The following is a 22,112-nucleotide window of genomic DNA, read 5'->3' on the forward strand; positions in this document are numbered from 1 at the left end:
GGTTTAAAAGGTGGTGACCGCCCCCTTTTTGCCCCCTTTGCTTAATTTACGTAGTTTACGTAAAGAGTGAGAGCATCATCTTCAATTTTTTCAGTAATATGCAGATACGTGTCCGCTGTGATCTTGACACTCTTGTGTCCAAGACGAGCGGACACGTATTTTATTGTGGCCCCAGCTTCCAGTAGATGCACAGCGTGGGTATGCCGGAGGGCGTGAGGTGACAATATGGGTAGAGCGACACGTTTACATACAGCCTTAAAATAATCTCTCACAACATTTGTCCTAAGCCATCTACCGTCATGTTGCGAAAAGACTAAATTGTCTTTAGAGGCTTTGTAGTTTTCGTATCGAAGAACTACTTCTTTCTGGTTAATGCGGTGCCGCCTAAGAATTTTAATCGTAGGCTCGTCCAGCTTTATAAGCCGGTTGCTCGATTTAGATTTTGGTGTAGAGATGTACGGGTTAGTATTTAGGGGATAAACGAGAGTTTTACTAATAGATAAGGTTCGCATGTCCAGTTGAATGTCATCCCAAGTTAAAGCTAGTGCCTCACCGATCCGGATTCCTGTCCGAGCAAGCAGTGTAAAGAGCGTTTCATATTGTCTCGATTCCTTATATTTTGAATTTTTGACTGGTCGAGCTGAAGTAAGAAACATATCTAATTGCTCCCGACTAAACCAACTCACTTTCTTCTTATCCTCAGTTTCTTTGGGTATTTTAATTTTTTGCAAAGGATTCTCACGGATAATATTAAATTCATGAACGGCATCGCTCATTGCACAATTCATGATACTGTGTATCCGCCGAACAGTCCCTTCGCTATAATGCCCCCGCAATTCGTTTATCCACTCCTGATACTCATTACGAGTGATTTCTTTGATTTTTAAATGACCCCAGCGAGGCAGAATATTCAAGCGTACATTTCGTTCCTGAACCGTGTACGTAATAGGCTTAACATTAGGCTTTTTATACACCTCAAGCCATTTTTCGAAGTATTTGTTCACAAGTTCATTGCCATCAGGCATAAATCCATAATATTCAACTTCCAGTTGTGCAGCAGCAGCAGCTAGCACTGCCTCTGGTTTGGTTTTGAACCCCCCTTTAGATGTTTCGTCCTGAGCACCTGTTTTACGATTTGTGAACTTAATTCGGTACTCCCAAGTTGAACCTCGTTTTCTGTAATAGGCCATCTACACAACCTCCTTACCATGATAACTTTCTAGTCATTATTTGATCGCGAGCGATCTTCATATCTACATCGTGCATATGAATAACGTAACACCTTTTCTTCAAACCGTGTCTGTACAAGAGTTGGTGGACCTGTAATGTAAGAATACCATCGAAACAAATAACGTCACTACTAAAGGTTGACATGCATTCAATTCGCTGCATTTCATCCAAATCAATCTCAGGAAGTCGCTCTCCGATGGGTAATTCAATTTCGCGGCAGTTTATTAATGTCCATTCATCCAGAGTGACTATAAGTTGGGAGGGCCCGTCAGTTGTTCCAGAAGGATCGTAATACACAGCAAACTCCACCTCGTCGTTCACGGTAGTATTCACCTCCTTTCGTGGCTGGATTGCATTCGAAATCTCAGCATTCATACCCCCTTCGAATTCCCTCCGTAAAATTTGTTCATACCTCTTTTGCGCTAATTCTAAGTTAACTGAGAAGACAATTGATAATTGCTCTATAGCTTGTCTGCGGTCTGGAGAGAGAATTATTTGATTAATCATGAAGAAAGGCATCAAAGCATAAATTTTAAATTGTTCTGTGTCGTCTTCCTGATATTTAACAAAGGATTTAGGTAGTAAATTTTGGTTGCCTGAATGCCTTAGGAGATGGCCTAACTCGTGAAGAAAGTCTTCTCTTTGTTCTTGTAATGTTTTTTGATCATTCAAAAAAATTAACAGTTTACCTTTTTTAGTTTGATGAGAAGTACTTCGCACCTTTACATAGGTTACAGTGACATTTAATTTTTTGGCGATAGCTGAGACTGCGATATCTCCTGGAAGATGAATGCCATTTTTAATATAAAGGTGCTTCACAAACTCTTCTAAGTGGGTTTCTTTGTAATATTTAAACATAAGAGCCTCCTATTCAGATCGTATGTTCGTATTTATGGGTATGCAGAATCAACAAAATAGCTGATTCTACGGGATTTATTTTTCATCAGATTCAGAAGCGCGTTTGATAATTTCCCATATTTGTCTTAGTTCCTTGATTCTCTCTTCTGGGGCATCCAATAGCTCTTTGAAAAATAAGTTGTTCTCGGGATCGTTAATAAAAGATTCAAACTCGAATTGCTCCTTATTTTTGTCGTCTGATGAGTTTTCGAGTAGAACATCCAAAGACACATCGAAATAATCAGCAATGATTCGTACTGATTCCATTTTCGGATCAGTTAAATTATTTTCCCATCTAGAAACCATGCTCTTGCTGAAGGAAGTGGAATACCTGCTGTTAATTTCCTTTACGAACTGGTCTAAACTCAATTTTCTATCTGACCTTAGTTTTTTTAAGAGATCACCAAACATTGGAACGCCACTCCTTCTTAATATTACGTACATCTAATATAATACATATTTCGTTCCTATAATGCAACAGTGTGATAAAATATTATTCCTATTTAGGAACAAAAGGTGTTGACAGTGCAGATAAGTTGGTTTAATCTGAGGTTGTTCCTATTAAGGAACGAAAGGAGGGGCAACAATGGCAACAATGTCGCCTAATGCAAATCGCAGAAGACAGCCATACACGAAGATCAAAGTTTTTCTATATCAGAAGAACATCCCTCAGATTGAAGTGGGACAGGTGATCGGGAAAACTGTAAGTGCGATTAATCAAAAACTAAATGGAACTGGAGGTGATTTCTCTTTGGGAGAAGCAAGGATCCTTTGTGAGCACTTTGGTATCCCGAAGGAATTTTTTTTTGAGGTGAATGTTCCTATAAAGGAACTAAGTAGTTCGGAGGTGACAAGTGAATAACATTCTTTCAGTAAACGTGAATAAAACAGAAGTCATGAAAATGTGTCGTGAACAAATTGAGTTGCTTGTTAAAGAAGTTGACTCCGAATATGTTTTTTGGGATACATCAGAACTTAAGCGTCGTACTTGTCTTTCTTGGAATACAATACAATCTCTTTTCTTCTTCGACCCTCGATTTCCAAAACGAAAGATTGGGGGGAAGTGGTTTTTTCCTGCAAGAGAAACACGGCGTTTTTTGGAAGAGTGGCTTGAGGAGCAACCACGATGATCTATCAGCCATCATAACCACATTATAGGGTTTTATACCTGAAGGGAGATACCCCATGAGTAAAAAGAAAAGTAGATACCCTGATCTGGTAAGTATATTGCAAAACTGTTTAGATCGTGGGTGCACACCAGAACAAATGCAAGACTTCATCGATCGAGCTCGTCTTTACAATATTGATCGTCCGGATATGTTAGCACTCATTGATGACTTAGAAGTAAGATATATAACTTCTCTAGGTGAAGGTAAGGAGGTTTAGTTACGTGACAGTAATCATATGCAGTACAGTCAGATGCCCTTATCCCAATTGTGGTCATACAGGTGATGTAATCACAGTCAATCATTGCCGCACTGCTCATGAAATGGAGCGCAAAGAACTGTTTGGGAGATTCGGTAAACCGCAAAGTATCGGATACGATCCTCAAGCCGCAAACAAGAATCTAGAAGGACACACGCCAATTCAGCGATTAAATATCGGATACCCTAGTGACTCCATTAACGCGAAAGATAGGAGATCAGCTAGGAGTAAAGGGAGGTGAAAGAGTCATGTATAAACGTATTTTGAAGATTTGTGGAAAGAAATTCGGATACATCGGGTGTGCTTGATTATTGAAATACCTACTAGAAAGGATGTGACAACATGAATCAATTTCAAACTTTTGATTTTTCGGGAATGGCAGTAAGGGTTGTTTCGAAAGATGGGACTCCATGGTGGGTTGCCCGAGACGTTTGTTCTGTTCTTGAGATTTCTAATAATCGAGATGCGCTCAGTCGTCTCGATGATGATGAAAAGGGAGTAGTTTCAACCGACACCCCTGGTGGAAAGCAAGATTTGATGGCTGTGAATGAACCGGGGTTATTTTCCCTCATACTCGGTAGTCGCAAGCCGGAAGCCAAGCGATTCAAACGATGGGTTACTCACGAGGTGCTTCCGGCTATTCGTAAAACTGGCATGTATGCTACTGATGACTTACTTAATAATCCCGACTTACTCATTCAAGCAGCAACTAAGCTCAAGGAAGAACGAGAAGCGCGAAAGGCGTTAGAAACAAAGGTTGAACTGGATCGTCCGAAGGTAGTCTTTGCAGAGGCGCTTGAGGTATCAGAAAATTCTGTGCTCGTACGAGAACTATCGAAAATACTCAAACAAAATGATATCGATGTTGGGGAGCAAAGGCTTTTTGAATGGTTGAGGCATAACGGATATTTAATAACTCGAAAAGGTTCAGATTATAATCTGCCTTCTCAAAAATCAATGGAACTTAAAATCATGGAAATCAAGGTAGGTCAACGCAGTAGCGCAAGTGAAGGTGTGAAGATTACTCGTACAACTAAGATTACAGGTAAGGGCATTGGCTATTTTATAAATAAGTTTAAAGGTGAGGGTCACATATGAAAGATTTAAAAGAGTGTCGATATCAAATGCGATGCTGGCTTGAGGCCAGCAAAGATGCGAAACTGCGGGGCGATGAGATCAATGAGGAGCACGCTATCGAAATGTTCCGCTTGTATCGTGACGAATTACTCGCTGCTTGGAGCAGTCCCGCAGAACGAGCAGCGCTTTGTGGATAAACGAAAAACAGCCCAACGGGTTAGGAGCCGTGGACTGTAGCTTTACCAAAAATATTAAGTTCAGTTTATCAGGGTTTGGAGGAAAAAGCAATGCAAGCTAAAGATTGGAATTTACTCATGGTGGATGTAACTGGTCGGAAATATAAGGTTACAATCCAATCTACAAGTTTATTTAATGCAGTTCTATCTATGCATAAGCGCCAACCCTATGCCGATCCCATCCTTGATGGGATGGATTTCACGGCTCAAGAACGTGCAGCAATAGATCACTCTAAATATGTAAAGAACATGCGTGAAGAGTCGCTAGACCTTGTTTTAAAAACGATGAATTATCCGGAATGGATGAGAACTCCAGAACAAAGGAGAAGAGACTTTTTAGAGCGTCAGATACAGCGTGAGAAAGTAACTTCAGGCTGGACCAACGGTAATTTTAGCTGTCTAGCCTGCGAGACAATTATTCCTGAAGGCCAGGTACATCTATCAGCCCATGGCGGTCATATCTGTAATTATCATTGCTTTGGTAACAAATTAATAAAAGATCGAGCTGAGTCAAATGGACATTGATATTAAGCAGTATATCAAGGATATCAGAAAATTACGCGCTCAGGCTGACGCTTACGATGACAATGCTCCTGGAGCAATCATGGAAAAAATACGCCTGCTTACAGCGGCTCACATGCTTATTGGACGAGTATCGGCTGTTAGAGACGGTGAGCATGCTCGTATCTATGCTGCCCGTAAAATAGCTTATGCCAAAGCTAGGAAGGAAGCAAAGCGCGGAGAGAAAGAGATAGCCGGCGATCTTGCTATTGAGGACTTGCGAATGGTTGAGGCTACAGCTCTTGAAGAAAAGATGATGTGGAAGAATGAGTTTTCTTCTCTCCGTGAGTACATTTATGAACTCAGATTAAGAGTACGGGTTGATATGAACACATTAGGAGGTGGGGATTGATGAAAGACGAATCTGCCATGAAGGTTTTAGAAGCTACAGCTATTAGGAGACGATTAAAAGAACTTAACGCCGAACTAAAAAAAGATCCTAAGCTTTCTCAGAAAAGAGTTAAAAAAATAGAAAAAGAGATTTTTGAGTTACAGCATAAATTGAAATCTTCCAATACAACATACCAACCTAAACAAAAATCACTTGGGAATTGCATTAACCCTAAGTGTCGGAAAAAGATACCAATCGGACAAGCAGTTGTTAAATACGGTCATAAGGGGTTGTGCTGTGATTATAAGTGTCTGATTGGTGCGATGAATGGAAGTTAGAAGACCGGGTGAGAAATACAGAATAGGGTGATCACATGAAAGAGGCGTATTACTTTTCCCATGACTATAACGCTAGACATGACCCCAAAATAACAGCAATGCGCGGCGTCTATGGGCCGGAGGGGTATGCCTGGTTTTGGATTCTAGTGGAGATGATGCGAGAGTCAGAGGACTACAAAATGGAGATGCGTTCGAAATACGCTTATCATGCGTTCGCATCACAAATGCAATGCGAACCTGAAAAAGCGCAAGAATTCATACGAGATTGCATTCATGAATTCGGACTGTTTAAAAGTGATGAAACGTGTTTTTGGAGTGATTCGCTACTTCGGCGTATGGAAAAACGCGACAAAAAATCAGAGGCTGCGCGCAGGTCGGCTGAGGCTAGATGGAGCAAGGAATCCACGCCCAGCAAGGATTTATCTAAAGGAGAAAAGCGAACGCAATACGAAAATGATGCGAATGCATATGCGGACGCATCAAAAAACGATGCATTAAAGGAAAGTAAAGGAAAGGAAATAAAAGAAGATATAAAACCATTGTGTGATGATCCGCCTCCGGCAGATCCACCCACTGATAATCACCATCCTGATTTTCTAAGATTTTGGGAAGTCTTCCCGAAGAACAGGCGTAGGGATAAAGCTAAAGCATTCGAAACTTGGAAAAAGAAAGTCAAAGTTGCCGAACGGGAAGATTTGATCAGATGCACGGAAGCTTACGCCAAAGATTTTAAAACGATCGGCAAAGATGGTAGTTATGCTAAGATGCCTACCACATACCTCAATGCTGGAACTTATAAAGACTACTTGGAGGGAGGGGCGATTGATGAAGACGGTGAACGTCCTTCAGGCGCTACCGGTAAATACTCAGAATTTATTATTGAGTAAACCGACCTGGGAGCATTGGGGATGCTGCATTGTCTGCCGAAAGCTCTTGGGATACAAAGAGTATCAGGTAATGGGGCGTACTAAACTCTTGCCGATTCACTGTGAATGCGAAATTGAGGCGGATAAGAAAAAGAAAATAATCGAGGAACGTAAGCGGCGCACGCTGGCTGCTCAGAAGACGTTTAACCGCTACAACTTGATACCGGACTCATTAAACATTGCCGGCTTTAAGAATTTCGTCAAACGGCCGGGATCAGAAAAATGCTATCAAATAGCGAAAAAATTCTATGTGAACTTTGAAAGTGAGGAAAACGGTTATGTTTTCTTCGGTGGCGTTGGCAGTGGTAAGAGCCATCTAGCCAGAGCGATTCAACGGTCCCTAGACGCGGACGGATGGCCTACACTCTTCTTGGATTGGCCGAAACTTGCTGATTTATCTAGGAGGTCAATTAAGGATAAAAGCATCGATATAGGTGCTATCGTACGGGCTGCTGTGGATGTGGATCTCTTGGTTTTAGATGATATTGGGACCGGACATCTTACGGATTATGAATTTAAATCGATCGCCTTTCCTGTTATTAACGGACGGCAAGGGAAAAAGACTATTTACACAAGCAATTTGGATCCAGAACGGCTAGACGCATGGTTTGCATGTGATAAGGACGATAATCCACTGGATGTTGATGGACGCTGTATGGATCGGATAATAGGATCTTGTACATTTGTTCTAAATAGGGCGAGTAGCTATCGTCGTGAGCGACCAAAGATTGTTGACTAAGGAGGGCTTATGGAAAAGATAGACGATTATGATCTGTATGATCTTGATTTTGAAGAGTGGCTGCGCCGCGGTCGGGTAGCATTCGGATTGGAGGAAGAAAATGAACTTTCTAAGCTGGAGGACGGATACAGAGCTAAAAGAGATCATCAACAATGAATATCTTGATTACGACATAAGAATCCACGCTGCCATGGAACTCATAGCCAGAGAAAAAATAAAAAAACTCATAATGGTGCTCGTCAATCGTAGACGTTCAGAGGTGTGGTGATTATGACTGCTGCTGAACGACGGGAGAAATACTTGCTAAATGAATTCGATAGAATCTTTGAATCCTTGGAATACCGACTGTTTGAACATCTAGCGGCAGCTGACCATATCGTAGCTAAAATTATCTCAGAGGCATCAACTGCAGGTGTTGGGTTATCAACTAGTCAAAAAGTTGTACGGGCAAAGATTGAAGACATGATTGATCAAATAGCTGAAAAACGTGAATTAGAAACCCCAAAAAGAGCGAGGAAAGATTCGAAATGACACATTACGAGGTTGGTAAAAAATATAAAAAGATCGCAACGGTAGTTAAAATTCACAAGGAAGTCCCGAGTGTACTGATGATTGATGATTTGCGTTATGTACTTGATCCGCCGCGGAATCCTAGAAAGGGTGGTAAAGATGGCTCAAGGAAATAGAGGTGCAGCTTTTGAAAACTTAATTAATTTCACAAATAAATCCTATGAACATAGAGAATTAGCCGTCATCAATAAGCGATCAACGCCAGTAAAGGTAACAAAGAGTAAAGGAACAAAAGTACTTGCTGGATTCTTTGAAGCTAAATCAACTGTTGATTACGATGGCATCTATCGTGGAAGAGCTGTTTTTTTCGAAGCTAAGTCAATCCAAGAGCTTGATAGATTTGACCTAAAAAAGGTTGAGGATCATCAGTATGAACATTTAGAGAAGTGCCATAAGTTTGGAGCACTATGCTTCGTATTAGTGGAGTTTAGAAAACAACGCAAAACATATCTTCTCCCGTTTACTGCTCTGAGAGCATACAAGATGGAGGCAGCTCGTGGAGGGCGTAAGAGTATGACACTAGATAACATGGAGATAGATGCCTATGAAGTTAGTTCAGGACGAAGTATGCCACTAGATTATTTAGCTACAGTTGATAGAGTTTGGTTCGAGGACACTCAGAAGAATGCCTGATAGAAATGGCTGGCTGACCCGTAACGAAGCTGCAGAATGTGGTAAGCCGCTTTATATCACAGGCGGTCCCGGATGGCGTCCAGAACGTCCCAAAGGATGGGCAATCCTACCAAAATATCGATGTGCGCAACTTAAAGCTCATGTGGAAGCTACCGAACAGCCTATTGCTTATCTTCATGTACGAAATGCAATACCACCTTATAGCTATGCTCCATTGTACGCTCGGGATAAACAACAGATCGAAGTAAACCAGCTCACGCCAGGCGAACTTGCAGAAGCGGAGAGAGGATCATGATTCTGGTATGTCTCCAGTGTGGATCAGATATGAGGGAAATAACTCCGGACTTATACCGTTGTACTGAATGTGAGTGGGAGGCAGAGCAATTATCTATTGAGCAGACTATTGAAAATCAAGGAGAAATGAGGTGGGGAGATGGGACAAGAGACCCCTCATAGATCATTTCCGAAGCCGCAGAAGCAAGAAAAGCCTAGAAATATAAGTAGCTTCGGGCGGCGTAAGAAGGAGAAGAAAGAGCTATCACCGTTGAAACAAAAGATATTTGCAGATCACAAGTCAGGAAAGGGTTCAGCGGGTAGGGCAGAATTTCCGCCATCTGTAGTTGATGAGTTGAAAGAAGAGTCGGAAGGAATTTGCAGGGAATGCCTTTGTAATCCTGCGACAACAACACATCATGTCTGGCCGCGCGGTCGCAAAGGCAGGGGCGTTAAGACAAATGGGTTACGCCTGTGTGGTGGTTGTCACGACATTATCCAGACAACACCAGAGTTGCTACAAAAATGGATAGACATCTTCCGCGAGCGACACGGCGAATATTTCTGGTTTGATGAAGAGGACTGGAATGAACATGGCAGGAAACAGGCAACACAGCAGGCAATAGAGCGTGAAAAAGAGGAACGGCTCAAACAGATCGCACCAGTTGCGGACCTGATTGCTACGGCGGCTGGACGGACGCTCAGGGCTCCTGAAATCAGATTACTGGATTCAATGGATAGTAAGGAGCTTCATATATTTACTGGACTATTTACGGACGCGCTAAACGGTTACGCAGCTCAAAGGAACTACCGTCCTAATGACCGATTTGAAGATTAATAAATTCATATAACAACGTGAGGCGATTAGTCAGATGACTGAAACAGAACAGCGCAGACACTTCCAGCGGATTAAATCCCTGAGTAACGATAAGTTTTGGCGGTACATGAATGTACTGCATACCCGAGCTTATACCAAGGCAGAAAACCATTATCAAGAGGCTATGGATATCGTATTAACACCAAAGCAAAAAGCAGCAGTAATTGCTAAGGCTAATGAGATTCGAGAGTTATGGGATGGCATGCCATCAATCACTTTGGATGCTACAGAGGATGCAGAAATGCGGGAGTTGGGAGTTTAAAACAATTTCGGGCATAGCCCATAAGGAGAGAGAGCGAGAAATGATCAATAAAGAAATGTATTTCGAAGACAATCTTGCTTCGCAGGGAACAAGTTTTTATCTAAGAGATGAATCAGATAATGCCTCGGCTGTTATGGGTCTTATATTTGAAAAGATGAAAGAACGAGGATGGTTCATTCAGACAGATCAGCGTATTTTAAGAGATTACGCTTGTTTGGCAAAAGACCACTTTGAGGGGCAGAAGGGAAATCTTAAGTTTAAGGCTGAAAAATATCGCATGGGATTTAAAATTGAATTTTTCCAAGAAATAAACACCGTCAATAAAAGCGGCGGATACTATGATTTCGATAAATTAAAGCTCATGCCATACTTGCTTCGCTTGTCATTTCTAACTGAATTAAAACACATTAAAGAAACGTGCAAGGAAGATGGGTATACGGATCAATCCAAGCCGGTTACAGTCAGGGCTTTTGATAAAGTGATGGACCATATTAAAAGCTCTTGTCATTACAAAGAAGGAAAAGAATTACCGGAGTATGAGGTACCAAGCTACAACAGCAAAGATAAAGACGGAAAGCGCATCCGGAATGGAGAAGTTAAGTATTTCAGAGACCGTAAAGGGTGTTTGCAGCGTGGCATTGTTTACCACAATATCAACAACATGTGGTGGGTCATACTGCATGAATATAACTACAGAAATATAGCGAGTTTTGAGTTCTTTGATTTAGACAGTGAGGAAAACCGGAAACGAAAACTGATCAAAAAATCTGGCCATCATAAACCAGCAGCGCGCATTAAGTTCAGCGAAACTGTGGCAACCCAGATTAGCAAGGAATGCAAGGTCATAGGCAAAGAAGGACGCTTAGTGAAAGCAAATGAGATGCTCTCGAAGCTTTATAAATTTGATTGGACTTCAAGACTTTTCGCATTTGAATTAAAAGCCAACGGACGGTTGTCCCTGATAGAAACCGAAAGCAAGGCATGGGGGAACCACAAGGTACATGAGATCCCTGTAAAGCTTAGTTTATATGGTCGAACATTACCAATGTCCAGTACAGAAAGCTATTGGGTGAAGGCTCTGAGGGAATATGTGGTTTATGGGAAACGAACGATTACAGAATGGTTTTGTAAGGATAGCAACGGGCAGGGACCAGACGCACATTACTGGCCGGAAGTTCGGAAGATAGCCTGGGAAATAGGTGCATTAGTATCTTAAATGACCAAGGAGAATTGAGGGTTAACCACCCTCTTTCCTATAAAGGAGCTGATAAGCATGATAAAACTCACGGAAGTACTTCTAAATGGGCGCGGAGATATTGCAAGTGAAACACCTGTATTCATTCCGGTAGATGTAGTGTTTAGAACTTACAAAGTCTATACCGATGTCACGATTCCCGGTGCCGGACATGCGCTGGTTAAGGAGAGCCCAGAAGAGATTGCCAACATGATCCTTGATTATAAACTGGCTATGGAAAGATACAAGGCATCCAGCACAGCAGCCTACCTCTATCGTACACAAGAAGACGAAAATCCATATACGCCGCCGCTTGATCAAGAGTTTATTTTTGGGAGACTAGCCGGAGTCGAGCGCTTTAAAAAATCCATTTCAGGGGAGGCATAACAAGTATGAGTAAACAAGCAATCTTAGATGTTTTGAACAGTTTGGAAGTAGTAGAGCAAAACGGCGGTGACGAAGCCTATATTTTAGTTGATGTTACACCAGAAATGGTAAATGAGTTGGCTGAGGTTGGTGTTACGCAAGATACCATTCGCAAATACGGAGATGCTGAAACAACTTGTATTTTGGCAATGGCATTTTGTGAGGGTTACGCAAACGGATTTGATAAAGGTAAGTTGGTCTATTACACACCTGGAACAATCAACTACTTAGTAAATGAAGCCCACTGTAATGCTGTAGATAAAGGTTGGTGGGTTGAAGAACGGAGTTTTGGTGAAATCATTGCGCTTATACATTCGGAAGCTTCTGAAGCATTGGAAGATTTCCGGAATGGACATTCTCCAAGAGAAGTATGGTACGAAACCAAAGCAGGCGTAGCTTACTGTAATCCTGAAGAACGTAACTCTGATTGGAAACCCTGCGGCATACCGTCCGAGCTGGCAGACATTGTGATTCGTGTATTTGACGCTTGTGGTCGATACGGCATTGATCTGGAACAATCGATTAATGAAAAGATGGCGTATAACGCAACTCGGCCACAACGGCACGGAGGAAAGGTCCTATGAGTGAGTCAGGAAAAGTTTCCTTACCCAGCATGACACCAGAACAGCTTGCATTGCTCAAAGCAGATATAAAAGCTGAAATCCTAAGAGACCTAACCAAGCAAGATTTAAGAGTGAGCCACTCGGCGGCAAAGAGTCCTTTAGCTGATCTATACGCTAAGTATAAAGGCCCATTATATGAAAAATTCGGCGTTGGTGTATGGGCGCAAGTATGGGAGGCGATACGCAAACTGGCAACATTCCGGGCTGGGCATAGATATATCCGAGAACTACTTCCAAGCGAAGAAGTGGAAGCAGCAGAATTTGCAGAAGGGCTATTAATTCAATTACTTGGTGAGGGGGAATCTCAATGCTGACACCAGAACGGATAGAAGAGAAGAAGCTTAAAAAGGGTGATCGTGTCGTAATGCACACTTGCATTGAATCCGAGGAAGAACCGGGAAAGATATGGACGTGCAAGTCAGATCAGTTTACGCGAGGGAAGGGAGTATTTGCACAGGATTCTGTATTCCTCGAAGGGTACAGTGGATCATTCGCACCTGAATTTCTGCAAAAGGTCGTTTTACCTTCAGAGGATGAACGTATGCTGGCTGCTCTAGAAGAGTCACAACAAGACATTGAGTTCTTCCGAGCGAAGACATCTCCCGAAAGTCTTGGGTATGGGGCGAAGTGGAAAGAGAAAGCTTTGGCGGCAAGAGTTGAGTTAGCAGAGGCACAGCAGACCATAGCCCGACAACAGAAAAAGATTGAATGGTTTGAAAACAACCATATGGGATTTGTGGATGGGGAGGGTAAGGCATGAGCCAAGAAAAGCCAATCGTAATAACGGTTTTGGTCAAGGGCGGTGGATACGACACTATAGGTATCCTGCCAAGTATGATCGGACCATTAGCAGAAGCAATTCGCAATAAAGGGTATGAGGTTGCTCATATGCCCAGTAAGTCAATAGAGGTTGAAGGCATCCTAATAACAGGAAAAGGGATCGGTGAGCGAGTTATCATGCTCGGAATGGAGGGAGTCAAGTCATGACACAAGTAAAGGATAAGACAAACAAGCAGCTTAACCAGGCACTGGCTGAGTTGATGGGATATAGCGTATCTACTGAAGGTCGATACTTTAACCTTAGCCGATCAAACGGAGATAGTGTTGGAATTTATACAAGAGAAGAAAGTGCATGGACTTTTGTACCCGATTATTGTTCTGATTATGCTGCATCTCAGGAGGTAGAGTCTAGAGCAATAAAGTTGGTGGGAGTGAGATATGCCGAGACTCTTGTGGAGTTGATATCCAAGCCTTCTGACAGAAGGAGACTTGAGTATCATCCATGGGGAATAATCACCGTCGCACTCACCGCCAGCCCCCGAGAGAGGGCAGAGGCGGCATATATCACGCTACAGGGGGAGAGATAGCAAATGTACTATTTACGCAAGGAGCCAGAGGAAAAGACGATTCCGCCCATTCCTCTAACTAACGGCAACATCATCTCGGAGCGGAAATTCATGAGCGACGATCGGGCAGTGTACAAAGCCCGCGAGTTCTCTCGCTTCTATCGCGGCGGATTTAAAGGAATTGATGGGCGTTACCAAGGCATGAAGGTATACAGCTGCAAGACGCTTAAGCGCATCCTTGAGCTGAGATCGTCCACTCTCAGGGCCACCAATGAGCTGTTTGATGTCTACGACGAGAACGGGAAGGTTGAGCTTTCCAATTATGAAGGAGGAATTACAGTATGACCAGAACAGTCGAAGCCAGATATGATACCACAGGCAAGGAAATACAACTACATGATGTTCTGAGAGATGAAGAAACCAGAGAGATGGCATTGGTGGTCTACGCCACAAATAAATCTGGTGTGCAGGGCTTGGCGGTCGAAAACCAAATAGTCGGAATTGGTGATTGGTTGGATGTTTATCCGGATGGTGTCTGGACTATCGTTGGTAACGCTGGGATATCGGCACAACTTTAATATTTTGATGCGTAGTACGAAGATGCTGAAAATTAGAAACAAACCGTGAAGGAGTGAGGTCATTGAGTAAACGAGTTATATATTTGGAAGATAACATGATTGATGAGCATGATAAGGAAATTTTTCAATCAGATATTCCTTATACTGTCACGGGTAATTCGATCATTAACGAAGATGGTTTGGCTGTGCTTATACATGATATTTGGGTGGACTTTCGTTTAGTGCATCAACAAATTAGATAGTGTCGAAGTACGAAGATACAGATCATTAAGGGAGTAGGAGTATCCCTCCTCTCCCAAAGGCACAGTAGACGCAAACTGTGAAGGAAGGTGCGATTTTATGAAATATGTAATATACGTGGAAGGGCTAAGCGAATTTTACAGGGGAAACACATACACTCACCAAGGGGAGACATTCCCCGCAGGGTGTAAATTATCTGAGGCTAAACGCTATTCTTCTAAAAAACGTGCAGAAAATACTGTGACGGTACTAGAAAGAAAGTGTGATGATAAATTTGGCGTACATGAAATTGAAGAATGATGTGCATTACGAAGATACAGGGACAGAGAGGGTTAATATCCCTCCTCTCCCACTAAGGGAGGAAATAACCATGACAGAGTTAGTCAAAACGCAATCATGTCCTTATTGCAATCATGATGTAGAAGATAATTACGCAGAATGGGAAGAAGGAACACATGAAGTAAAGTGCGATTCATGCGGTAAAGAATACTCGGTTGAGACAGAATACCAGTTCCTTGGATGGACGATAGAGAAGATTTGCGTCGGCTGCGGCAGCGTAGAAAGTGAATGCTTCTGTGACGAATATGAGGTAGGGGAGGAAGCCCAATGACACAAAGGGACTGGCAAAAGGACTGGGATCGAGCAACGATGTTTGACGATATTGAATTTTTAGTAAACAATCCGCGACCTTTGCTCAACGTTAACAATTACGAACCTCCCTATGTACTTTTGAAATACTGGCTCCAAGAAGCCAAAGAGCGCGGAGAACGTGAACGGCAGCTGAAAGAGGCGCTAGAACTTATGGTGTTCATGTTCAGATACGACTCAGAAGAAGGTCGGGCATACATGAACTTTGGTGATTTCGAAGAAGTTCTAGAACCGGATGATAACGCGGCGTACATTTCTGTAAGTAATCTGTTACGCACCCTTTACCCAGATACCCCAGCACCCAAGGAGGGCAGCTCATGAACTTAGTGAAATTAAAAGACGTGATAGAGACCTTGGATAAGCTCAATGATAGATATGATAGTTTGCGCTTGTTGATTGCCGACCAAGTTAGAGATAAGCAAATAGACGAAGCGAAAGATAACTTTGAAAAGCTGGAGAACTTAGGAGAAGCAATAGAGCAAATGGAAAACTTGAATGTACAAGTGTAGATAAATTGAGGTTGAGGAAGGAGATAACCAATGACAACAGTAAAGATCGTATCTCACACTCCACCTGCACCGATTATTCCATGGTGGTACCACAAACATATTGGTGAAACCTTTGAAGTCGAAGAAGATAGCAAACATCCCAATCTATTCCTAATACCGAAAAATGATTACTATCCATACGGGCGGCACATACAGAAAGATGATTGCAAAGTAATTAAGGAAGTTGGTGCCCAATGACACTCACAAGGAAAGAGATACTGGCGAAGAAACCAGGGAAAGAATTAAACGAGCATGTGATGCGGCATATATTCAATATGAAAAAAGATCCGGAAGGTGCCTCATTTACATGGGTGCATGAAGTTGATGGAGATATAGTAGATTGGCAACCGGCCTATTTCAGCCCATCGACCAACATGTCCGCAGCTTGGGAAGTGGTAGAGAAGATGCGGCAGAACAAAATCTACATGGATATAAGAGTCTGGCCTGATGAATATCAGGTGCTGCCACACCAGGACGAAAACAACAAGCTTATTGATCGGTGGATTGTTCGGAGCCCAAGCTTACCTGAAGCAATCTGTAAGGCTGCTCTATTGGCTGTACTGAACTTATAAGGGGGCTGAGACACATGTCTAAGCATGACACTGTATACGTTTTGATTAACACGCTGCATGGAAAAGTAGAAATGGCAACGCAAAACGATTCTGAGGCATGGGCATTTTATCGGGATATGAAGGGAATTCGTATACAAGTGTTCATGAACATGAATCTGATTGCAAGTATAGAGCCTAAAGTATCAGCACTGGATTAATTTAGGGGGCTGAGACCCCAATCAAAGGAGACGATACACGATGGTCAGAGAAATTATATTTCGGGGCCAACGCATAGATAACGGCGAATGGGTATTCGGGTACTATTGGCAAAATTGCGGGGGAGCATTCATTCAGTCACGTGAAGGCTCGGTGTACGCAGGAATACACGAAGTCAATCCCGATACTGTCGGACAATACTTTGGATTAAAGGATGCCATTGAAACCAAACTTTTTCCAGGAGATATCATCAAAACTAAGCATGTGCGATCGACCGGTGAGGGCTTCGAAATTGAGGATTACGAAAAAATAGGTGTACTTGAATACTACCACGGTTATCACTTCGGACCCCGGTTACGGTGGAAAAAAGGACACATGATGATTCCGAACACGTCAACACTGTGGAGATTGAAAGCAGAAGTATTAGGTTCAATCTACGAGAATCCAGAACTAATAGAGGTATAAGGGGGAGAAGAGGATATGCCGTATGATCTTTATCCAAGGAAAAAGGATGTTGAACGAATCAGTTATGGAGTTTTCTTCTGGCCGTACATTCTTCTCGAAATTGGAGTTGGCCTTGTTATCGGGGCTGGAAATTCCATCAGACCAGCATCTTACCGTTACAATCCTGATAAAAGAGGCGCCAGTCCAATGTCTATGGATGGATATTATGTTACTAAGAAAAACGCCTGCTTGATGGCGGCTGTGGCAAGAGGCTGGGCCAGTGTCGAGCGCGGAAAACGTGAAGAATGGGAATCGCTAAGCGAGGAAGAAAGAACTCGAATGGAAGAGTGGAACAAGGATTTCGTGAAAACTTACAGTCTTCCGGCTGCTCTTGAAACCATTGAAAAGGTGGAAGGATTTGCGGATTTCGCTGAAAAGTCAGGCGGGTTCAGGATAAAGTGATTTATTTGGCCGAAGGCCATCGAGTCAGACCGAATAATCCCAGTGATAACGGGGGCCGGATAAGGTTTACATAATCTGCTCCCCATAAAGAGAGGAACAAGACACTATAAAAGCGAGGTCAGTTGAATGAGATACAAGGACACTCAAAAAGCATTGTCGGACGGGCATAGACAATTTATTTTTACTGCAAGCCCTGGAGAGCCTGTAAATGTACTGGCGTGGGGTCCGAGCTGGGTTAGATTCAAAGATACGTATAACACATATCCTATCAGTACGAATATGAAGATGTTTTCTATGTTGGTGGAAGGTATTTATACAGAAAAAAGCCCTGAAGCGTCAGGGCAATAGCAGCTTTTATCCTCAAGTCGATTATATCATAAAGGAGTTGAGGGTTAATGATTAATGATCGGGCGTTGATTGCGAGTTATAAAGACACTAAAGGGAAGTTAAATAAAAAGCTTGCTTCACTGGAAAAAGAACTTGAGCCGCTGAAGAAGAAAATAGAAGACTCCAAAGATAGGAATGAGCGTGAACTCTTACGTAAGCAGATGGAACCGATTAAATTAGATAAAAATATGATGTCTGCAATTATAAGTGATCTAGATTATTCAATTGAATGGATGGAAACAGGATATCCTCCAGGATGGCGAAGAACGATTGATAGAAGATCTGGAGCTCAACGAACAAGTGTATGGGATCCTGCATGGATGGAATATCTCACAGCCTATGAAGTAGAGTTTCAACAGGAGGAAGAGGAAGGACGTTGTTTGCAACCTCATGAACAATATGCTATTGAGGATGCCATGCACAATTTATCTGAGAGAGAAAGGCAATGCTTCGTTCTACACCACGGTTGTGGAATGTCACTAAAACAGATTTCTGAAGAACTTGATACTAAAAAAAGCACAGTACAATCTTATCTGGATCGCGCTACAACCAAAGTAGAGATTAACAAGGGAATGAGTCTATTTCTCCAATGTGTCTAATCTTGCCGTACGCCTGCCACCTATATATAGGAGGAACCTATTAACGGTTCGACTCTTATAATGAATGGCGTGTTGAAGCCCACGCCAACCGATGAGCTCACGATTAATTGAGCTCTACAAATTACTTATTAATTAATGATTGTCGTCTTTACGTATTTCTTCCATTTGAATTAGAATGTAATGTAAGGAGAAAATATCAGATAACTTCAAATATTTCTTCTTATTTACATATGAATTCGATGAAAGGGAGATGTAATTATGTCGTATAGATATGATCGTCAACACCTAAACGGACAACAGAAAGCGATAGCTGCACAAAGAGACAAAACAAATGAAGAGTTACAGAAACAACCAGAGAAAAAGGTTTGTGAAACATGCGGAGGAAAAGGACAAATCTATAACGATGAATGGGATAGAGCATGGGATAAATATGATATGGTCTATCCTTCTCATGATTTAGTTAATGCCAAGATGGCAGATAGCGGGATTCCGAAATATGTTGGTTGTCCAGATTGTTCCCGTAAATAAAATAGTAACAAAGTAAAGTCGCTAATAGGCGGCTTTTTTATTTGCGCATAAGCCCATAATCTAAACCCCAAAAGCTGCAGAGGTGACGGCGAAGTAAGGTACATGGGTAAATAAGAGGATAAAAACTCCAAATGTCGAAATGTGATATTAAGGAGGGTTACATATGGACTGGTTAAGTGATTTAGATTGGGACATTCTTTTAAGTGGGCTGATTGGAGCATTTATTGGTGGCGTTGCAAGTATTCTCGGTGGTTTATGGGCTACTAATAAGAATATTAAAGCCCAGAACGAACACCAATTGATGCAAGAGGAAAAGGAAAAAGCGAGAGTTCAATTATTGATAAAAGTGAGTGCGAAAATGATATACTCTGATCTCCTATCTGCCGTTTTTGAGGCGAGATTGGTAGCTTCATCAAAAAAGAAGCCAGGTGGCATTCCTGTTGGATCACAGTATTCAAATCATATTGCAAACCTAATAGTCGAGTTTGAACCAGATGAACTAGCGAGCATTTATAAGATTTATGGTCACATAGAACGGCTAAAGACGGATTTTCAGAATTATAACGATGAGAATGCATTCGATCATACACCGCGTAATTGCAGATATTTTATAAAAGAAATTTTTGGCGATAATGAAAGCTTCATTAATAAATTAGGTCCTAATGATATCGGTTATGAAGAAGTGGTTCAATATATGAGAATAGATTATAAAAGCTTATTTCTTAAGTTGAATAATATGTATACTAGTGAAGCTCCCGAATAGGGCGCTTTTTTTCATGTCTTAAATACGGGGGTGGTGATAATGTAATGCCAAGAGCACGCGATCCAAACCGGGACCGCGCACTAGAAATATGGCGTGAACACGGTGGGGAAATAACAAACAGGCAAATAGCAGAGAAACTGGAAATTGACGAAAAGAAGGTAGCCGTCTGGAAGCAGCGTGATAAATGGAGTGTTGTACAACAATTATCAAATAACGTTGTACAACAGCCAAAGAAGAGTGTTGTACAACAAAAGAATCCAAAGGTTAACAAGAGCCAAAAGATAGCGGCTAGGGGTGACCCGGATAAAAGCGACTCAGCAAAACTCACGGAGAAGGAAGAAATATTCATTCTTGAATACCTCAGAGACTTCAATGCAACTCGTGCAGCAATGGCAGCAGGCTACAGTAAGAAGACTGCTTATGTAATTGGATGGGAGAACCTTAGAAAACCTAAGGTACAGGCCAAAATTGCAGAGCATAAAGAGGCTGTTACCTCTGAACTTGGTTTAAGTGTTCAGCGTGTAATTGCGGAATATCTTAAGATCGCCTTTGCTGATACCTCAGATTATGTTGAATTTGGACAGACTGAGGAACCCGTGCTGAATGAATATGGTCCGGTGCTAGATCAAGAAGGTGTCCAGTTGACCCGTACCGTTGATTTCGTACATTTTAAAAACAGTTATGAAGTTGACGGAACGCTAATAAGCGAGGTTAAGCAGGGGCGCGATGGAGTCAGTATTAAGTTCTACGATAAATTGAAGGCCCTGAAAGAACTGGAGAAATATCTAGGCTACATGGATGAAGAGACTAAACTCCGAGTCCAGAAGATGCAGCTTGAGGTTGCAGCCATCAGTAAAGAAGTCGAATCTGAGGTCGTATTCATAAAGGATGATCTCCATGAGTAAGGTTATCAGCTTACAGGAGACCGTTGGTAAGGGATACGCAAAGTTCTGGCATTTTAAAGGACGCTATCGGGTTGTAAAGGGAGGACGGGGCTCCAAAAAGAGTGTGACAGCTGCTCTATCGATCATCGCAAAGATGATGGAGTACCCACTTGCTAATACCTTGGTGCTTCGTAAGACATTCAACTCACATAAAGACTCGACGTGGGCGCAACTCAAATGGGCGGCTAATAGGTTGGGTGTAGGTAACAAGTGGCATTTCAAGAAATCCCCGCTGGAAGCTATATATAAGCCAACAGGACAAAAGATATTGTTCCGAGGCCTAGATGATCCGATGTCAATCACCTCTATTACGGTGGACACCGGATATTTGTGTTGGGCATGGTTTGAAGAAGCCTATCAGATCCTTAACGAAGATGATTTCGATAAGGTGGATATGTCTATTCGTGGTCTGCTGCCTGAAGGATATTATAAGCAGCTAACGATTACTTTTAACCCATGGAATGAAAAGCATTGGTTGAAACATCGCTTCTTTGATACCGAGAACCCAGATACATTCGTGGATACTACAACATACCGCTGTAATGAGTTCCTGGGAGACGAGGACCGCAAGCTATTTGAATGGATGAAGAAGCATAAACCAAAGCGTCATAGGGTAGAGGGTGACGGAGATTGGGGTATCGCTGAGGGTGCTATATATGAAGACTGGCGGGAAGAAGAGTTTGATTACCGAACTATTGCCAAGCAAAAGGGTTACAGGGCAGTGTTTGGACTCGACTTTGGTTATACGAATGACCCTACCGCTCTTGTATGCGCTCTGGTCAACAAAGAGGAGAAGAAGCTGTATATCTTCGATGAACACTATGAGCACGGCATGCTGAATGATGATATTGCCGATATGCTGAAAGAAAAAGGCTACTCTAAGGAGCGTATCATTGCGGATTCCTCAGAGCCGAAGTCCATTGCTGAAATCCGCGGCTTCGGGATCAGTAGGATTAGAGCTGCTGAAAAGGGCGGGGATAGCATTAAGGTTGGTATTCAGACCATTCAGCAATATGAAATCATAGTTCATAAATTCAAATGCCCGAATGTCAGCATAGAACTATCAAGCTATGTATGGGAACAGAATAAAGCTGGGAAGTTCACGAAAAAGCCAGTTGATGACTTTAACCATGCTATGGATGCGTTGCGTTATGCTATGGAACAAATCCGCAAACCAGATGCATTCTCATTTGATTAATA

46 protein-coding genes are annotated in these 22,112 nt (G+C 42.2%); 43 read left to right on the plus strand and 3 right to left on the minus strand.

Features of this window, described 5'->3' with window-relative positions; genetic code table 11:
• Nucleotides 1–41: 41 nt before the first annotated feature.
• From MHH86_RS08625 to MHH86_RS08635, 3 genes are all read right to left on the minus strand, one after another.
• Entirely contained in the window at nt 42–1,190 is a 1,149-nt protein-coding gene (locus tag MHH86_RS08625; RefSeq protein WP_076104490.1) for a site-specific integrase, read from the minus strand.
• A gap of 13 nt (nt 1,191–1,203) precedes the next feature.
• The gene (locus tag MHH86_RS08630) at nt 1,204–2,088 is read right to left on the minus strand and encodes an ImmA/IrrE family metallo-endopeptidase (protein ID WP_341001813.1); all 885 of its coding nucleotides are present in this window, start codon (nt 2,086–2,088) and stop codon (nt 1,204–1,206) included.
• Nucleotides 2,089–2,163: 75 nt separating this feature from the next.
• Complete coding sequence (locus MHH86_RS08635) at nt 2,164–2,571, minus strand: helix-turn-helix transcriptional regulator (RefSeq protein WP_076104492.1); 408 nt, start codon at nt 2,569–2,571, stop codon at nt 2,164–2,166.
• A 142-nt stretch (nt 2,572–2,713) separates the two neighbouring features.
• Here MHH86_RS08635 and MHH86_RS08640 point away from each other — a divergent pair, with 142 nt between their 5' ends.
• The 43 genes from MHH86_RS08640 to MHH86_RS08850 all read left to right on the plus strand — a co-directional run bounded on the left by MHH86_RS08640 (nt 2,714) and on the right by MHH86_RS08850 (nt 22,110).
• Nucleotides 2,714–2,989, plus strand: coding sequence for an XRE family transcriptional regulator (locus MHH86_RS08640; protein WP_341170657.1), 276 nt, complete (start codon nt 2,714–2,716; stop codon nt 2,987–2,989).
• A gap of 1 nt (nt 2,990) precedes the next feature.
• Complete coding sequence (locus tag MHH86_RS08645) at nt 2,991–3,257, plus strand: group-specific protein (RefSeq protein WP_036684541.1); 267 nt, start codon at nt 2,991–2,993, stop codon at nt 3,255–3,257.
• Nucleotides 3,258–3,312: 55 nt separating this feature from the next.
• Nucleotides 3,313–3,513: a hypothetical protein gene (locus tag MHH86_RS08650; protein ID WP_076104493.1), complete on the plus strand. Its 201-nt coding sequence runs from the start codon at nt 3,313–3,315 to the stop codon at nt 3,511–3,513.
• A gap of 4 nt (nt 3,514–3,517) precedes the next feature.
• On the plus strand, nt 3,518–3,793 hold the full coding sequence (locus MHH86_RS08655) for a hypothetical protein (RefSeq protein ID WP_341001815.1): 276 nt from the start codon (nt 3,518–3,520) through the stop codon (nt 3,791–3,793).
• A gap of 101 nt (nt 3,794–3,894) precedes the next feature.
• Nucleotides 3,895–4,650 (plus strand): phage antirepressor KilAC domain-containing protein, encoded by a 756-nt coding sequence (locus MHH86_RS08660; protein WP_341001816.1) that lies wholly within the window; start codon nt 3,895–3,897, stop codon nt 4,648–4,650.
• A 26-nt stretch (nt 4,651–4,676) separates the two neighbouring features.
• Nucleotides 4,677–4,826 carry a hypothetical protein gene (locus tag MHH86_RS08665; protein ID WP_340891758.1) on the plus strand — a complete coding sequence of 50 codons (150 nt, stop codon included), beginning with the start codon at nt 4,677–4,679 and terminating at the stop codon, nt 4,824–4,826.
• Nucleotides 4,827–4,916: 90 nt separating this feature from the next.
• Entirely contained in the window at nt 4,917–5,390 is a 474-nt protein-coding gene (locus MHH86_RS08670) for a hypothetical protein (protein WP_341001817.1), read from the plus strand.
• Nucleotides 5,380–5,778, plus strand: coding sequence for a hypothetical protein (locus MHH86_RS08675; protein WP_036684313.1), 399 nt, complete (start codon nt 5,380–5,382; stop codon nt 5,776–5,778). Before MHH86_RS08670 ends, MHH86_RS08675 begins: the two co-directional genes overlap by 11 nt.
• Nucleotides 5,778–6,095: a hypothetical protein gene (locus MHH86_RS08680; RefSeq protein ID WP_036684310.1), complete on the plus strand. Its 318-nt coding sequence runs from the start codon at nt 5,778–5,780 to the stop codon at nt 6,093–6,095. Before MHH86_RS08675 ends, MHH86_RS08680 begins: the two co-directional genes overlap by 1 nt.
• A 35-nt stretch (nt 6,096–6,130) precedes the next feature.
• Nucleotides 6,131–6,982, plus strand: a complete 852-nt coding sequence (locus MHH86_RS08685; RefSeq protein WP_340891751.1) for a DUF4373 domain-containing protein — start codon at nt 6,131–6,133, stop codon at nt 6,980–6,982.
• A complete protein-coding gene (locus tag MHH86_RS08690; RefSeq protein WP_341001819.1) occupies nt 6,921–7,760 on the plus strand; it encodes an ATP-binding protein in 840 nt (279 codons plus the stop codon). The genes MHH86_RS08685 and MHH86_RS08690 overlap by 62 nt, the downstream gene beginning before the upstream one ends.
• Nucleotides 7,761–7,769: 9 nt before the next feature.
• Nucleotides 7,770–7,916 carry a hypothetical protein gene (locus MHH86_RS08695; RefSeq protein ID WP_179089039.1) on the plus strand — a complete coding sequence of 49 codons (147 nt, stop codon included), beginning with the start codon at nt 7,770–7,772 and terminating at the stop codon, nt 7,914–7,916.
• A 114-nt stretch (nt 7,917–8,030) separates the two neighbouring features.
• Nucleotides 8,031–8,291, plus strand: a complete 261-nt coding sequence (locus MHH86_RS08700) for a hypothetical protein (RefSeq protein ID WP_076138857.1) — start codon at nt 8,031–8,033, stop codon at nt 8,289–8,291.
• Nucleotides 8,288–8,446: a hypothetical protein gene (locus MHH86_RS08705; RefSeq protein ID WP_341170658.1), complete on the plus strand. Its 159-nt coding sequence runs from the start codon at nt 8,288–8,290 to the stop codon at nt 8,444–8,446. The genes MHH86_RS08700 and MHH86_RS08705 overlap by 4 nt, the downstream gene beginning before the upstream one ends.
• Nucleotides 8,430–8,963: a Holliday junction resolvase RecU gene (locus tag MHH86_RS08710; RefSeq protein ID WP_341170659.1), complete on the plus strand. Its 534-nt coding sequence runs from the start codon at nt 8,430–8,432 to the stop codon at nt 8,961–8,963. Before MHH86_RS08705 ends, MHH86_RS08710 begins: the two co-directional genes overlap by 17 nt.
• On the plus strand, nt 8,956–9,258 hold the full coding sequence (locus MHH86_RS08715; protein WP_341170660.1) for a hypothetical protein: 303 nt from the start codon (nt 8,956–8,958) through the stop codon (nt 9,256–9,258). Before MHH86_RS08710 ends, MHH86_RS08715 begins: the two co-directional genes overlap by 8 nt.
• 138 nt (nt 9,259–9,396) lie before the next feature.
• Nucleotides 9,397–10,074, plus strand: coding sequence for an HNH endonuclease (locus MHH86_RS08720; RefSeq protein ID WP_341170661.1), 678 nt, complete (start codon nt 9,397–9,399; stop codon nt 10,072–10,074).
• A 34-nt stretch (nt 10,075–10,108) separates the two neighbouring features.
• The gene (locus MHH86_RS08725) at nt 10,109–10,375 is read left to right on the plus strand and encodes a hypothetical protein (protein ID WP_036684298.1); all 267 of its coding nucleotides are present in this window, start codon (nt 10,109–10,111) and stop codon (nt 10,373–10,375) included.
• A 40-nt stretch (nt 10,376–10,415) separates the two neighbouring features.
• A complete protein-coding gene (locus tag MHH86_RS08730) occupies nt 10,416–11,591 on the plus strand; it encodes a hypothetical protein (RefSeq protein ID WP_081383860.1) in 1,176 nt (391 codons plus the stop codon).
• Between the two features lie 57 nt (nt 11,592–11,648).
• Nucleotides 11,649–11,996 (plus strand): hypothetical protein, encoded by a 348-nt coding sequence (locus tag MHH86_RS08735; protein WP_341170662.1) that lies wholly within the window; start codon nt 11,649–11,651, stop codon nt 11,994–11,996.
• Nucleotides 11,997–12,001: 5 nt separating this feature from the next.
• Nucleotides 12,002–12,619: a hypothetical protein gene (locus MHH86_RS08740; RefSeq protein WP_341170663.1), complete on the plus strand. Its 618-nt coding sequence runs from the start codon at nt 12,002–12,004 to the stop codon at nt 12,617–12,619.
• A complete protein-coding gene (locus tag MHH86_RS08745; RefSeq protein WP_339248150.1) occupies nt 12,616–12,972 on the plus strand; it encodes a hypothetical protein in 357 nt (118 codons plus the stop codon). Before MHH86_RS08740 ends, MHH86_RS08745 begins: the two co-directional genes overlap by 4 nt.
• A complete protein-coding gene (locus MHH86_RS08750; RefSeq protein WP_341170664.1) occupies nt 12,966–13,418 on the plus strand; it encodes a hypothetical protein in 453 nt (150 codons plus the stop codon). The genes MHH86_RS08745 and MHH86_RS08750 overlap by 7 nt, the downstream gene beginning before the upstream one ends.
• Entirely contained in the window at nt 13,415–13,645 is a 231-nt protein-coding gene (locus MHH86_RS08755) for a hypothetical protein (protein WP_341170665.1), read from the plus strand. The genes MHH86_RS08750 and MHH86_RS08755 overlap by 4 nt, the downstream gene beginning before the upstream one ends.
• Nucleotides 13,642–14,025 (plus strand): hypothetical protein, encoded by a 384-nt coding sequence (locus MHH86_RS08760; protein ID WP_341170666.1) that lies wholly within the window; start codon nt 13,642–13,644, stop codon nt 14,023–14,025. Before MHH86_RS08755 ends, MHH86_RS08760 begins: the two co-directional genes overlap by 4 nt.
• Nucleotides 14,026–14,028: 3 nt before the next feature.
• The gene (locus tag MHH86_RS08765) at nt 14,029–14,349 is read left to right on the plus strand and encodes a hypothetical protein (protein ID WP_341170667.1); all 321 of its coding nucleotides are present in this window, start codon (nt 14,029–14,031) and stop codon (nt 14,347–14,349) included.
• Nucleotides 14,346–14,582: a hypothetical protein gene (locus MHH86_RS08770; RefSeq protein WP_341170668.1), complete on the plus strand. Its 237-nt coding sequence runs from the start codon at nt 14,346–14,348 to the stop codon at nt 14,580–14,582. The genes MHH86_RS08765 and MHH86_RS08770 overlap by 4 nt, the downstream gene beginning before the upstream one ends.
• Before the next feature lie 62 nt (nt 14,583–14,644).
• Nucleotides 14,645–14,824 carry a hypothetical protein gene (locus MHH86_RS08775; protein ID WP_341170669.1) on the plus strand — a complete coding sequence of 60 codons (180 nt, stop codon included), beginning with the start codon at nt 14,645–14,647 and terminating at the stop codon, nt 14,822–14,824.
• Nucleotides 14,825–14,921: 97 nt separating this feature from the next.
• On the plus strand, nt 14,922–15,122 hold the full coding sequence (locus MHH86_RS08780) for a hypothetical protein (protein WP_076144277.1): 201 nt from the start codon (nt 14,922–14,924) through the stop codon (nt 15,120–15,122).
• Between the two features lie 70 nt (nt 15,123–15,192).
• Nucleotides 15,193–15,432 carry a hypothetical protein gene (locus tag MHH86_RS08785; protein WP_341170670.1) on the plus strand — a complete coding sequence of 80 codons (240 nt, stop codon included), beginning with the start codon at nt 15,193–15,195 and terminating at the stop codon, nt 15,430–15,432.
• Entirely contained in the window at nt 15,429–15,791 is a 363-nt protein-coding gene (locus MHH86_RS08790) for a hypothetical protein (RefSeq protein ID WP_341170671.1), read from the plus strand. Before MHH86_RS08785 ends, MHH86_RS08790 begins: the two co-directional genes overlap by 4 nt.
• A complete protein-coding gene (locus tag MHH86_RS08795; RefSeq protein WP_341170672.1) occupies nt 15,788–15,979 on the plus strand; it encodes a hypothetical protein in 192 nt (63 codons plus the stop codon). Before MHH86_RS08790 ends, MHH86_RS08795 begins: the two co-directional genes overlap by 4 nt.
• A gap of 30 nt (nt 15,980–16,009) precedes the next feature.
• Complete coding sequence (locus tag MHH86_RS08800) at nt 16,010–16,216, plus strand: hypothetical protein (RefSeq protein ID WP_341170673.1); 207 nt, start codon at nt 16,010–16,012, stop codon at nt 16,214–16,216.
• Nucleotides 16,213–16,590: a hypothetical protein gene (locus tag MHH86_RS08805; RefSeq protein ID WP_341170674.1), complete on the plus strand. Its 378-nt coding sequence runs from the start codon at nt 16,213–16,215 to the stop codon at nt 16,588–16,590. The genes MHH86_RS08800 and MHH86_RS08805 overlap by 4 nt, the downstream gene beginning before the upstream one ends.
• Before the next feature lie 14 nt (nt 16,591–16,604).
• Nucleotides 16,605–16,787 carry a hypothetical protein gene (locus tag MHH86_RS08810; protein ID WP_341170675.1) on the plus strand — a complete coding sequence of 61 codons (183 nt, stop codon included), beginning with the start codon at nt 16,605–16,607 and terminating at the stop codon, nt 16,785–16,787.
• A gap of 40 nt (nt 16,788–16,827) precedes the next feature.
• A complete protein-coding gene (locus MHH86_RS08815) occupies nt 16,828–17,250 on the plus strand; it encodes a YopX family protein (protein ID WP_341170676.1) in 423 nt (140 codons plus the stop codon).
• Between the two features lie 15 nt (nt 17,251–17,265).
• Nucleotides 17,266–17,691, plus strand: coding sequence for a hypothetical protein (locus MHH86_RS08820; protein WP_341170677.1), 426 nt, complete (start codon nt 17,266–17,268; stop codon nt 17,689–17,691).
• A 126-nt stretch (nt 17,692–17,817) separates the two neighbouring features.
• A complete protein-coding gene (locus MHH86_RS08825) occupies nt 17,818–18,039 on the plus strand; it encodes a hypothetical protein (RefSeq protein WP_341170678.1) in 222 nt (73 codons plus the stop codon).
• A 47-nt stretch (nt 18,040–18,086) separates the two neighbouring features.
• Complete coding sequence (locus MHH86_RS08830) at nt 18,087–18,677, plus strand: sigma-70 family RNA polymerase sigma factor (RefSeq protein WP_341170679.1); 591 nt, start codon at nt 18,087–18,089, stop codon at nt 18,675–18,677.
• A gap of 258 nt (nt 18,678–18,935) precedes the next feature.
• On the plus strand, nt 18,936–19,205 hold the full coding sequence (locus MHH86_RS08835) for a hypothetical protein (protein ID WP_341170680.1): 270 nt from the start codon (nt 18,936–18,938) through the stop codon (nt 19,203–19,205).
• A 163-nt stretch (nt 19,206–19,368) separates the two neighbouring features.
• On the plus strand, nt 19,369–19,968 hold the full coding sequence (locus MHH86_RS08840; protein ID WP_341170681.1) for a hypothetical protein: 600 nt from the start codon (nt 19,369–19,371) through the stop codon (nt 19,966–19,968).
• Nucleotides 19,969–20,012: 44 nt separating this feature from the next.
• Nucleotides 20,013–20,873, plus strand: coding sequence for a terminase small subunit (locus tag MHH86_RS08845; protein ID WP_076104520.1), 861 nt, complete (start codon nt 20,013–20,015; stop codon nt 20,871–20,873).
• Complete coding sequence (locus MHH86_RS08850; protein WP_341170682.1) at nt 20,866–22,110, plus strand: PBSX family phage terminase large subunit; 1,245 nt, start codon at nt 20,866–20,868, stop codon at nt 22,108–22,110. The genes MHH86_RS08845 and MHH86_RS08850 overlap by 8 nt, the downstream gene beginning before the upstream one ends.
• Nucleotides 22,111–22,112 lie beyond the last annotated feature (2 nt).

Origin of the sequence: Paenibacillus sp. FSL F4-0097 (assembly GCF_038593125.1) — a bacterium.
Taxonomy (GTDB): domain Bacteria; phylum Bacillota; class Bacilli; order Paenibacillales; family Paenibacillaceae; genus Paenibacillus_AQ; species Paenibacillus_AQ odorifer.

Bases quoted from the DNA above. Each gene is read 5' to 3' on its own strand.
- MHH86_RS08800 (WP_341170673.1), top strand. From the start codon at position 16,010: ATGACAACAGTAAAGATCGTATCTCACACTCCACCTGCACCGATTATT.
- MHH86_RS08735 (WP_341170662.1), top strand. From the start codon at position 11,649: ATGATAAAACTCACGGAAGTACTTCTAAATGGGCGCGGAGATATTGCA.
- MHH86_RS08625 (WP_076104490.1), bottom strand. From the start codon at position 1,190: ATGGCCTATTACAGAAAACGAGGTTCAACTTGGGAGTACCGAATTAAG.
- MHH86_RS08750 (WP_341170664.1), top strand. From the start codon at position 12,966: ATGCTGACACCAGAACGGATAGAAGAGAAGAAGCTTAAAAAGGGTGAT.
- MHH86_RS08755 (WP_341170665.1), top strand. From the start codon at position 13,415: ATGAGCCAAGAAAAGCCAATCGTAATAACGGTTTTGGTCAAGGGCGGT.
- MHH86_RS08840 (WP_341170681.1), top strand. From the start codon at position 19,369: ATGGACTGGTTAAGTGATTTAGATTGGGACATTCTTTTAAGTGGGCTG.
- MHH86_RS08805 (WP_341170674.1), top strand. From the start codon at position 16,213: ATGACACTCACAAGGAAAGAGATACTGGCGAAGAAACCAGGGAAAGAA.
- MHH86_RS08695 (WP_179089039.1), top strand. From the start codon at position 7,770: ATGGAAAAGATAGACGATTATGATCTGTATGATCTTGATTTTGAAGAG.
- MHH86_RS08850 (WP_341170682.1), top strand. From the start codon at position 20,866: ATGAGTAAGGTTATCAGCTTACAGGAGACCGTTGGTAAGGGATACGCA.
- MHH86_RS08700 (WP_076138857.1), top strand. From the start codon at position 8,031: ATGACTGCTGCTGAACGACGGGAGAAATACTTGCTAAATGAATTCGAT.
- MHH86_RS08725 (WP_036684298.1), top strand. From the start codon at position 10,109: ATGACTGAAACAGAACAGCGCAGACACTTCCAGCGGATTAAATCCCTG.
- MHH86_RS08780 (WP_076144277.1), top strand. From the start codon at position 14,922: ATGAAATATGTAATATACGTGGAAGGGCTAAGCGAATTTTACAGGGGA.
- MHH86_RS08790 (WP_341170671.1), top strand. From the start codon at position 15,429: ATGACACAAAGGGACTGGCAAAAGGACTGGGATCGAGCAACGATGTTT.
- MHH86_RS08770 (WP_341170668.1), top strand. From the start codon at position 14,346: ATGACCAGAACAGTCGAAGCCAGATATGATACCACAGGCAAGGAAATA.
- MHH86_RS08660 (WP_341001816.1), top strand. From the start codon at position 3,895: ATGAATCAATTTCAAACTTTTGATTTTTCGGGAATGGCAGTAAGGGTT.
- MHH86_RS08760 (WP_341170666.1), top strand. From the start codon at position 13,642: ATGACACAAGTAAAGGATAAGACAAACAAGCAGCTTAACCAGGCACTG.
- MHH86_RS08690 (WP_341001819.1), top strand. From the start codon at position 6,921: ATGAAGACGGTGAACGTCCTTCAGGCGCTACCGGTAAATACTCAGAAT.
- MHH86_RS08730 (WP_081383860.1), top strand. From the start codon at position 10,416: ATGATCAATAAAGAAATGTATTTCGAAGACAATCTTGCTTCGCAGGGA.
- MHH86_RS08830 (WP_341170679.1), top strand. From the start codon at position 18,087: ATGATTAATGATCGGGCGTTGATTGCGAGTTATAAAGACACTAAAGGG.
- MHH86_RS08795 (WP_341170672.1), top strand. From the start codon at position 15,788: ATGAACTTAGTGAAATTAAAAGACGTGATAGAGACCTTGGATAAGCTC.
- MHH86_RS08845 (WP_076104520.1), top strand. From the start codon at position 20,013: ATGCCAAGAGCACGCGATCCAAACCGGGACCGCGCACTAGAAATATGG.
- MHH86_RS08665 (WP_340891758.1), top strand. From the start codon at position 4,677: ATGCGATGCTGGCTTGAGGCCAGCAAAGATGCGAAACTGCGGGGCGAT.
- MHH86_RS08720 (WP_341170661.1), top strand. From the start codon at position 9,397: ATGGGACAAGAGACCCCTCATAGATCATTTCCGAAGCCGCAGAAGCAA.
- MHH86_RS08630 (WP_341001813.1), bottom strand. From the start codon at position 2,088: ATGTTTAAATATTACAAAGAAACCCACTTAGAAGAGTTTGTGAAGCAC.
- MHH86_RS08635 (WP_076104492.1), bottom strand. From the start codon at position 2,571: ATGTACGTAATATTAAGAAGGAGTGGCGTTCCAATGTTTGGTGATCTC.
- MHH86_RS08675 (WP_036684313.1), top strand. From the start codon at position 5,380: ATGGACATTGATATTAAGCAGTATATCAAGGATATCAGAAAATTACGC.
- MHH86_RS08670 (WP_341001817.1), top strand. From the start codon at position 4,917: ATGCAAGCTAAAGATTGGAATTTACTCATGGTGGATGTAACTGGTCGG.
- MHH86_RS08715 (WP_341170660.1), top strand. From the start codon at position 8,956: ATGCCTGATAGAAATGGCTGGCTGACCCGTAACGAAGCTGCAGAATGT.
- MHH86_RS08680 (WP_036684310.1), top strand. From the start codon at position 5,778: ATGAAAGACGAATCTGCCATGAAGGTTTTAGAAGCTACAGCTATTAGG.
- MHH86_RS08835 (WP_341170680.1), top strand. From the start codon at position 18,936: ATGTCGTATAGATATGATCGTCAACACCTAAACGGACAACAGAAAGCG.
- MHH86_RS08825 (WP_341170678.1), top strand. From the start codon at position 17,818: ATGAGATACAAGGACACTCAAAAAGCATTGTCGGACGGGCATAGACAA.
- MHH86_RS08650 (WP_076104493.1), top strand. From the start codon at position 3,313: ATGAGTAAAAAGAAAAGTAGATACCCTGATCTGGTAAGTATATTGCAA.
- MHH86_RS08640 (WP_341170657.1), top strand. From the start codon at position 2,714: ATGGCAACAATGTCGCCTAATGCAAATCGCAGAAGACAGCCATACACG.
- MHH86_RS08705 (WP_341170658.1), top strand. From the start codon at position 8,288: ATGACACATTACGAGGTTGGTAAAAAATATAAAAAGATCGCAACGGTA.
- MHH86_RS08745 (WP_339248150.1), top strand. From the start codon at position 12,616: ATGAGTGAGTCAGGAAAAGTTTCCTTACCCAGCATGACACCAGAACAG.
- MHH86_RS08685 (WP_340891751.1), top strand. From the start codon at position 6,131: ATGAAAGAGGCGTATTACTTTTCCCATGACTATAACGCTAGACATGAC.
- MHH86_RS08740 (WP_341170663.1), top strand. From the start codon at position 12,002: ATGAGTAAACAAGCAATCTTAGATGTTTTGAACAGTTTGGAAGTAGTA.
- MHH86_RS08815 (WP_341170676.1), top strand. From the start codon at position 16,828: ATGGTCAGAGAAATTATATTTCGGGGCCAACGCATAGATAACGGCGAA.
- MHH86_RS08810 (WP_341170675.1), top strand. From the start codon at position 16,605: ATGTCTAAGCATGACACTGTATACGTTTTGATTAACACGCTGCATGGA.
- MHH86_RS08820 (WP_341170677.1), top strand. From the start codon at position 17,266: ATGCCGTATGATCTTTATCCAAGGAAAAAGGATGTTGAACGAATCAGT.
- MHH86_RS08785 (WP_341170670.1), top strand. From the start codon at position 15,193: ATGACAGAGTTAGTCAAAACGCAATCATGTCCTTATTGCAATCATGAT.
- MHH86_RS08765 (WP_341170667.1), top strand. From the start codon at position 14,029: ATGTACTATTTACGCAAGGAGCCAGAGGAAAAGACGATTCCGCCCATT.
- MHH86_RS08710 (WP_341170659.1), top strand. From the start codon at position 8,430: ATGGCTCAAGGAAATAGAGGTGCAGCTTTTGAAAACTTAATTAATTTC.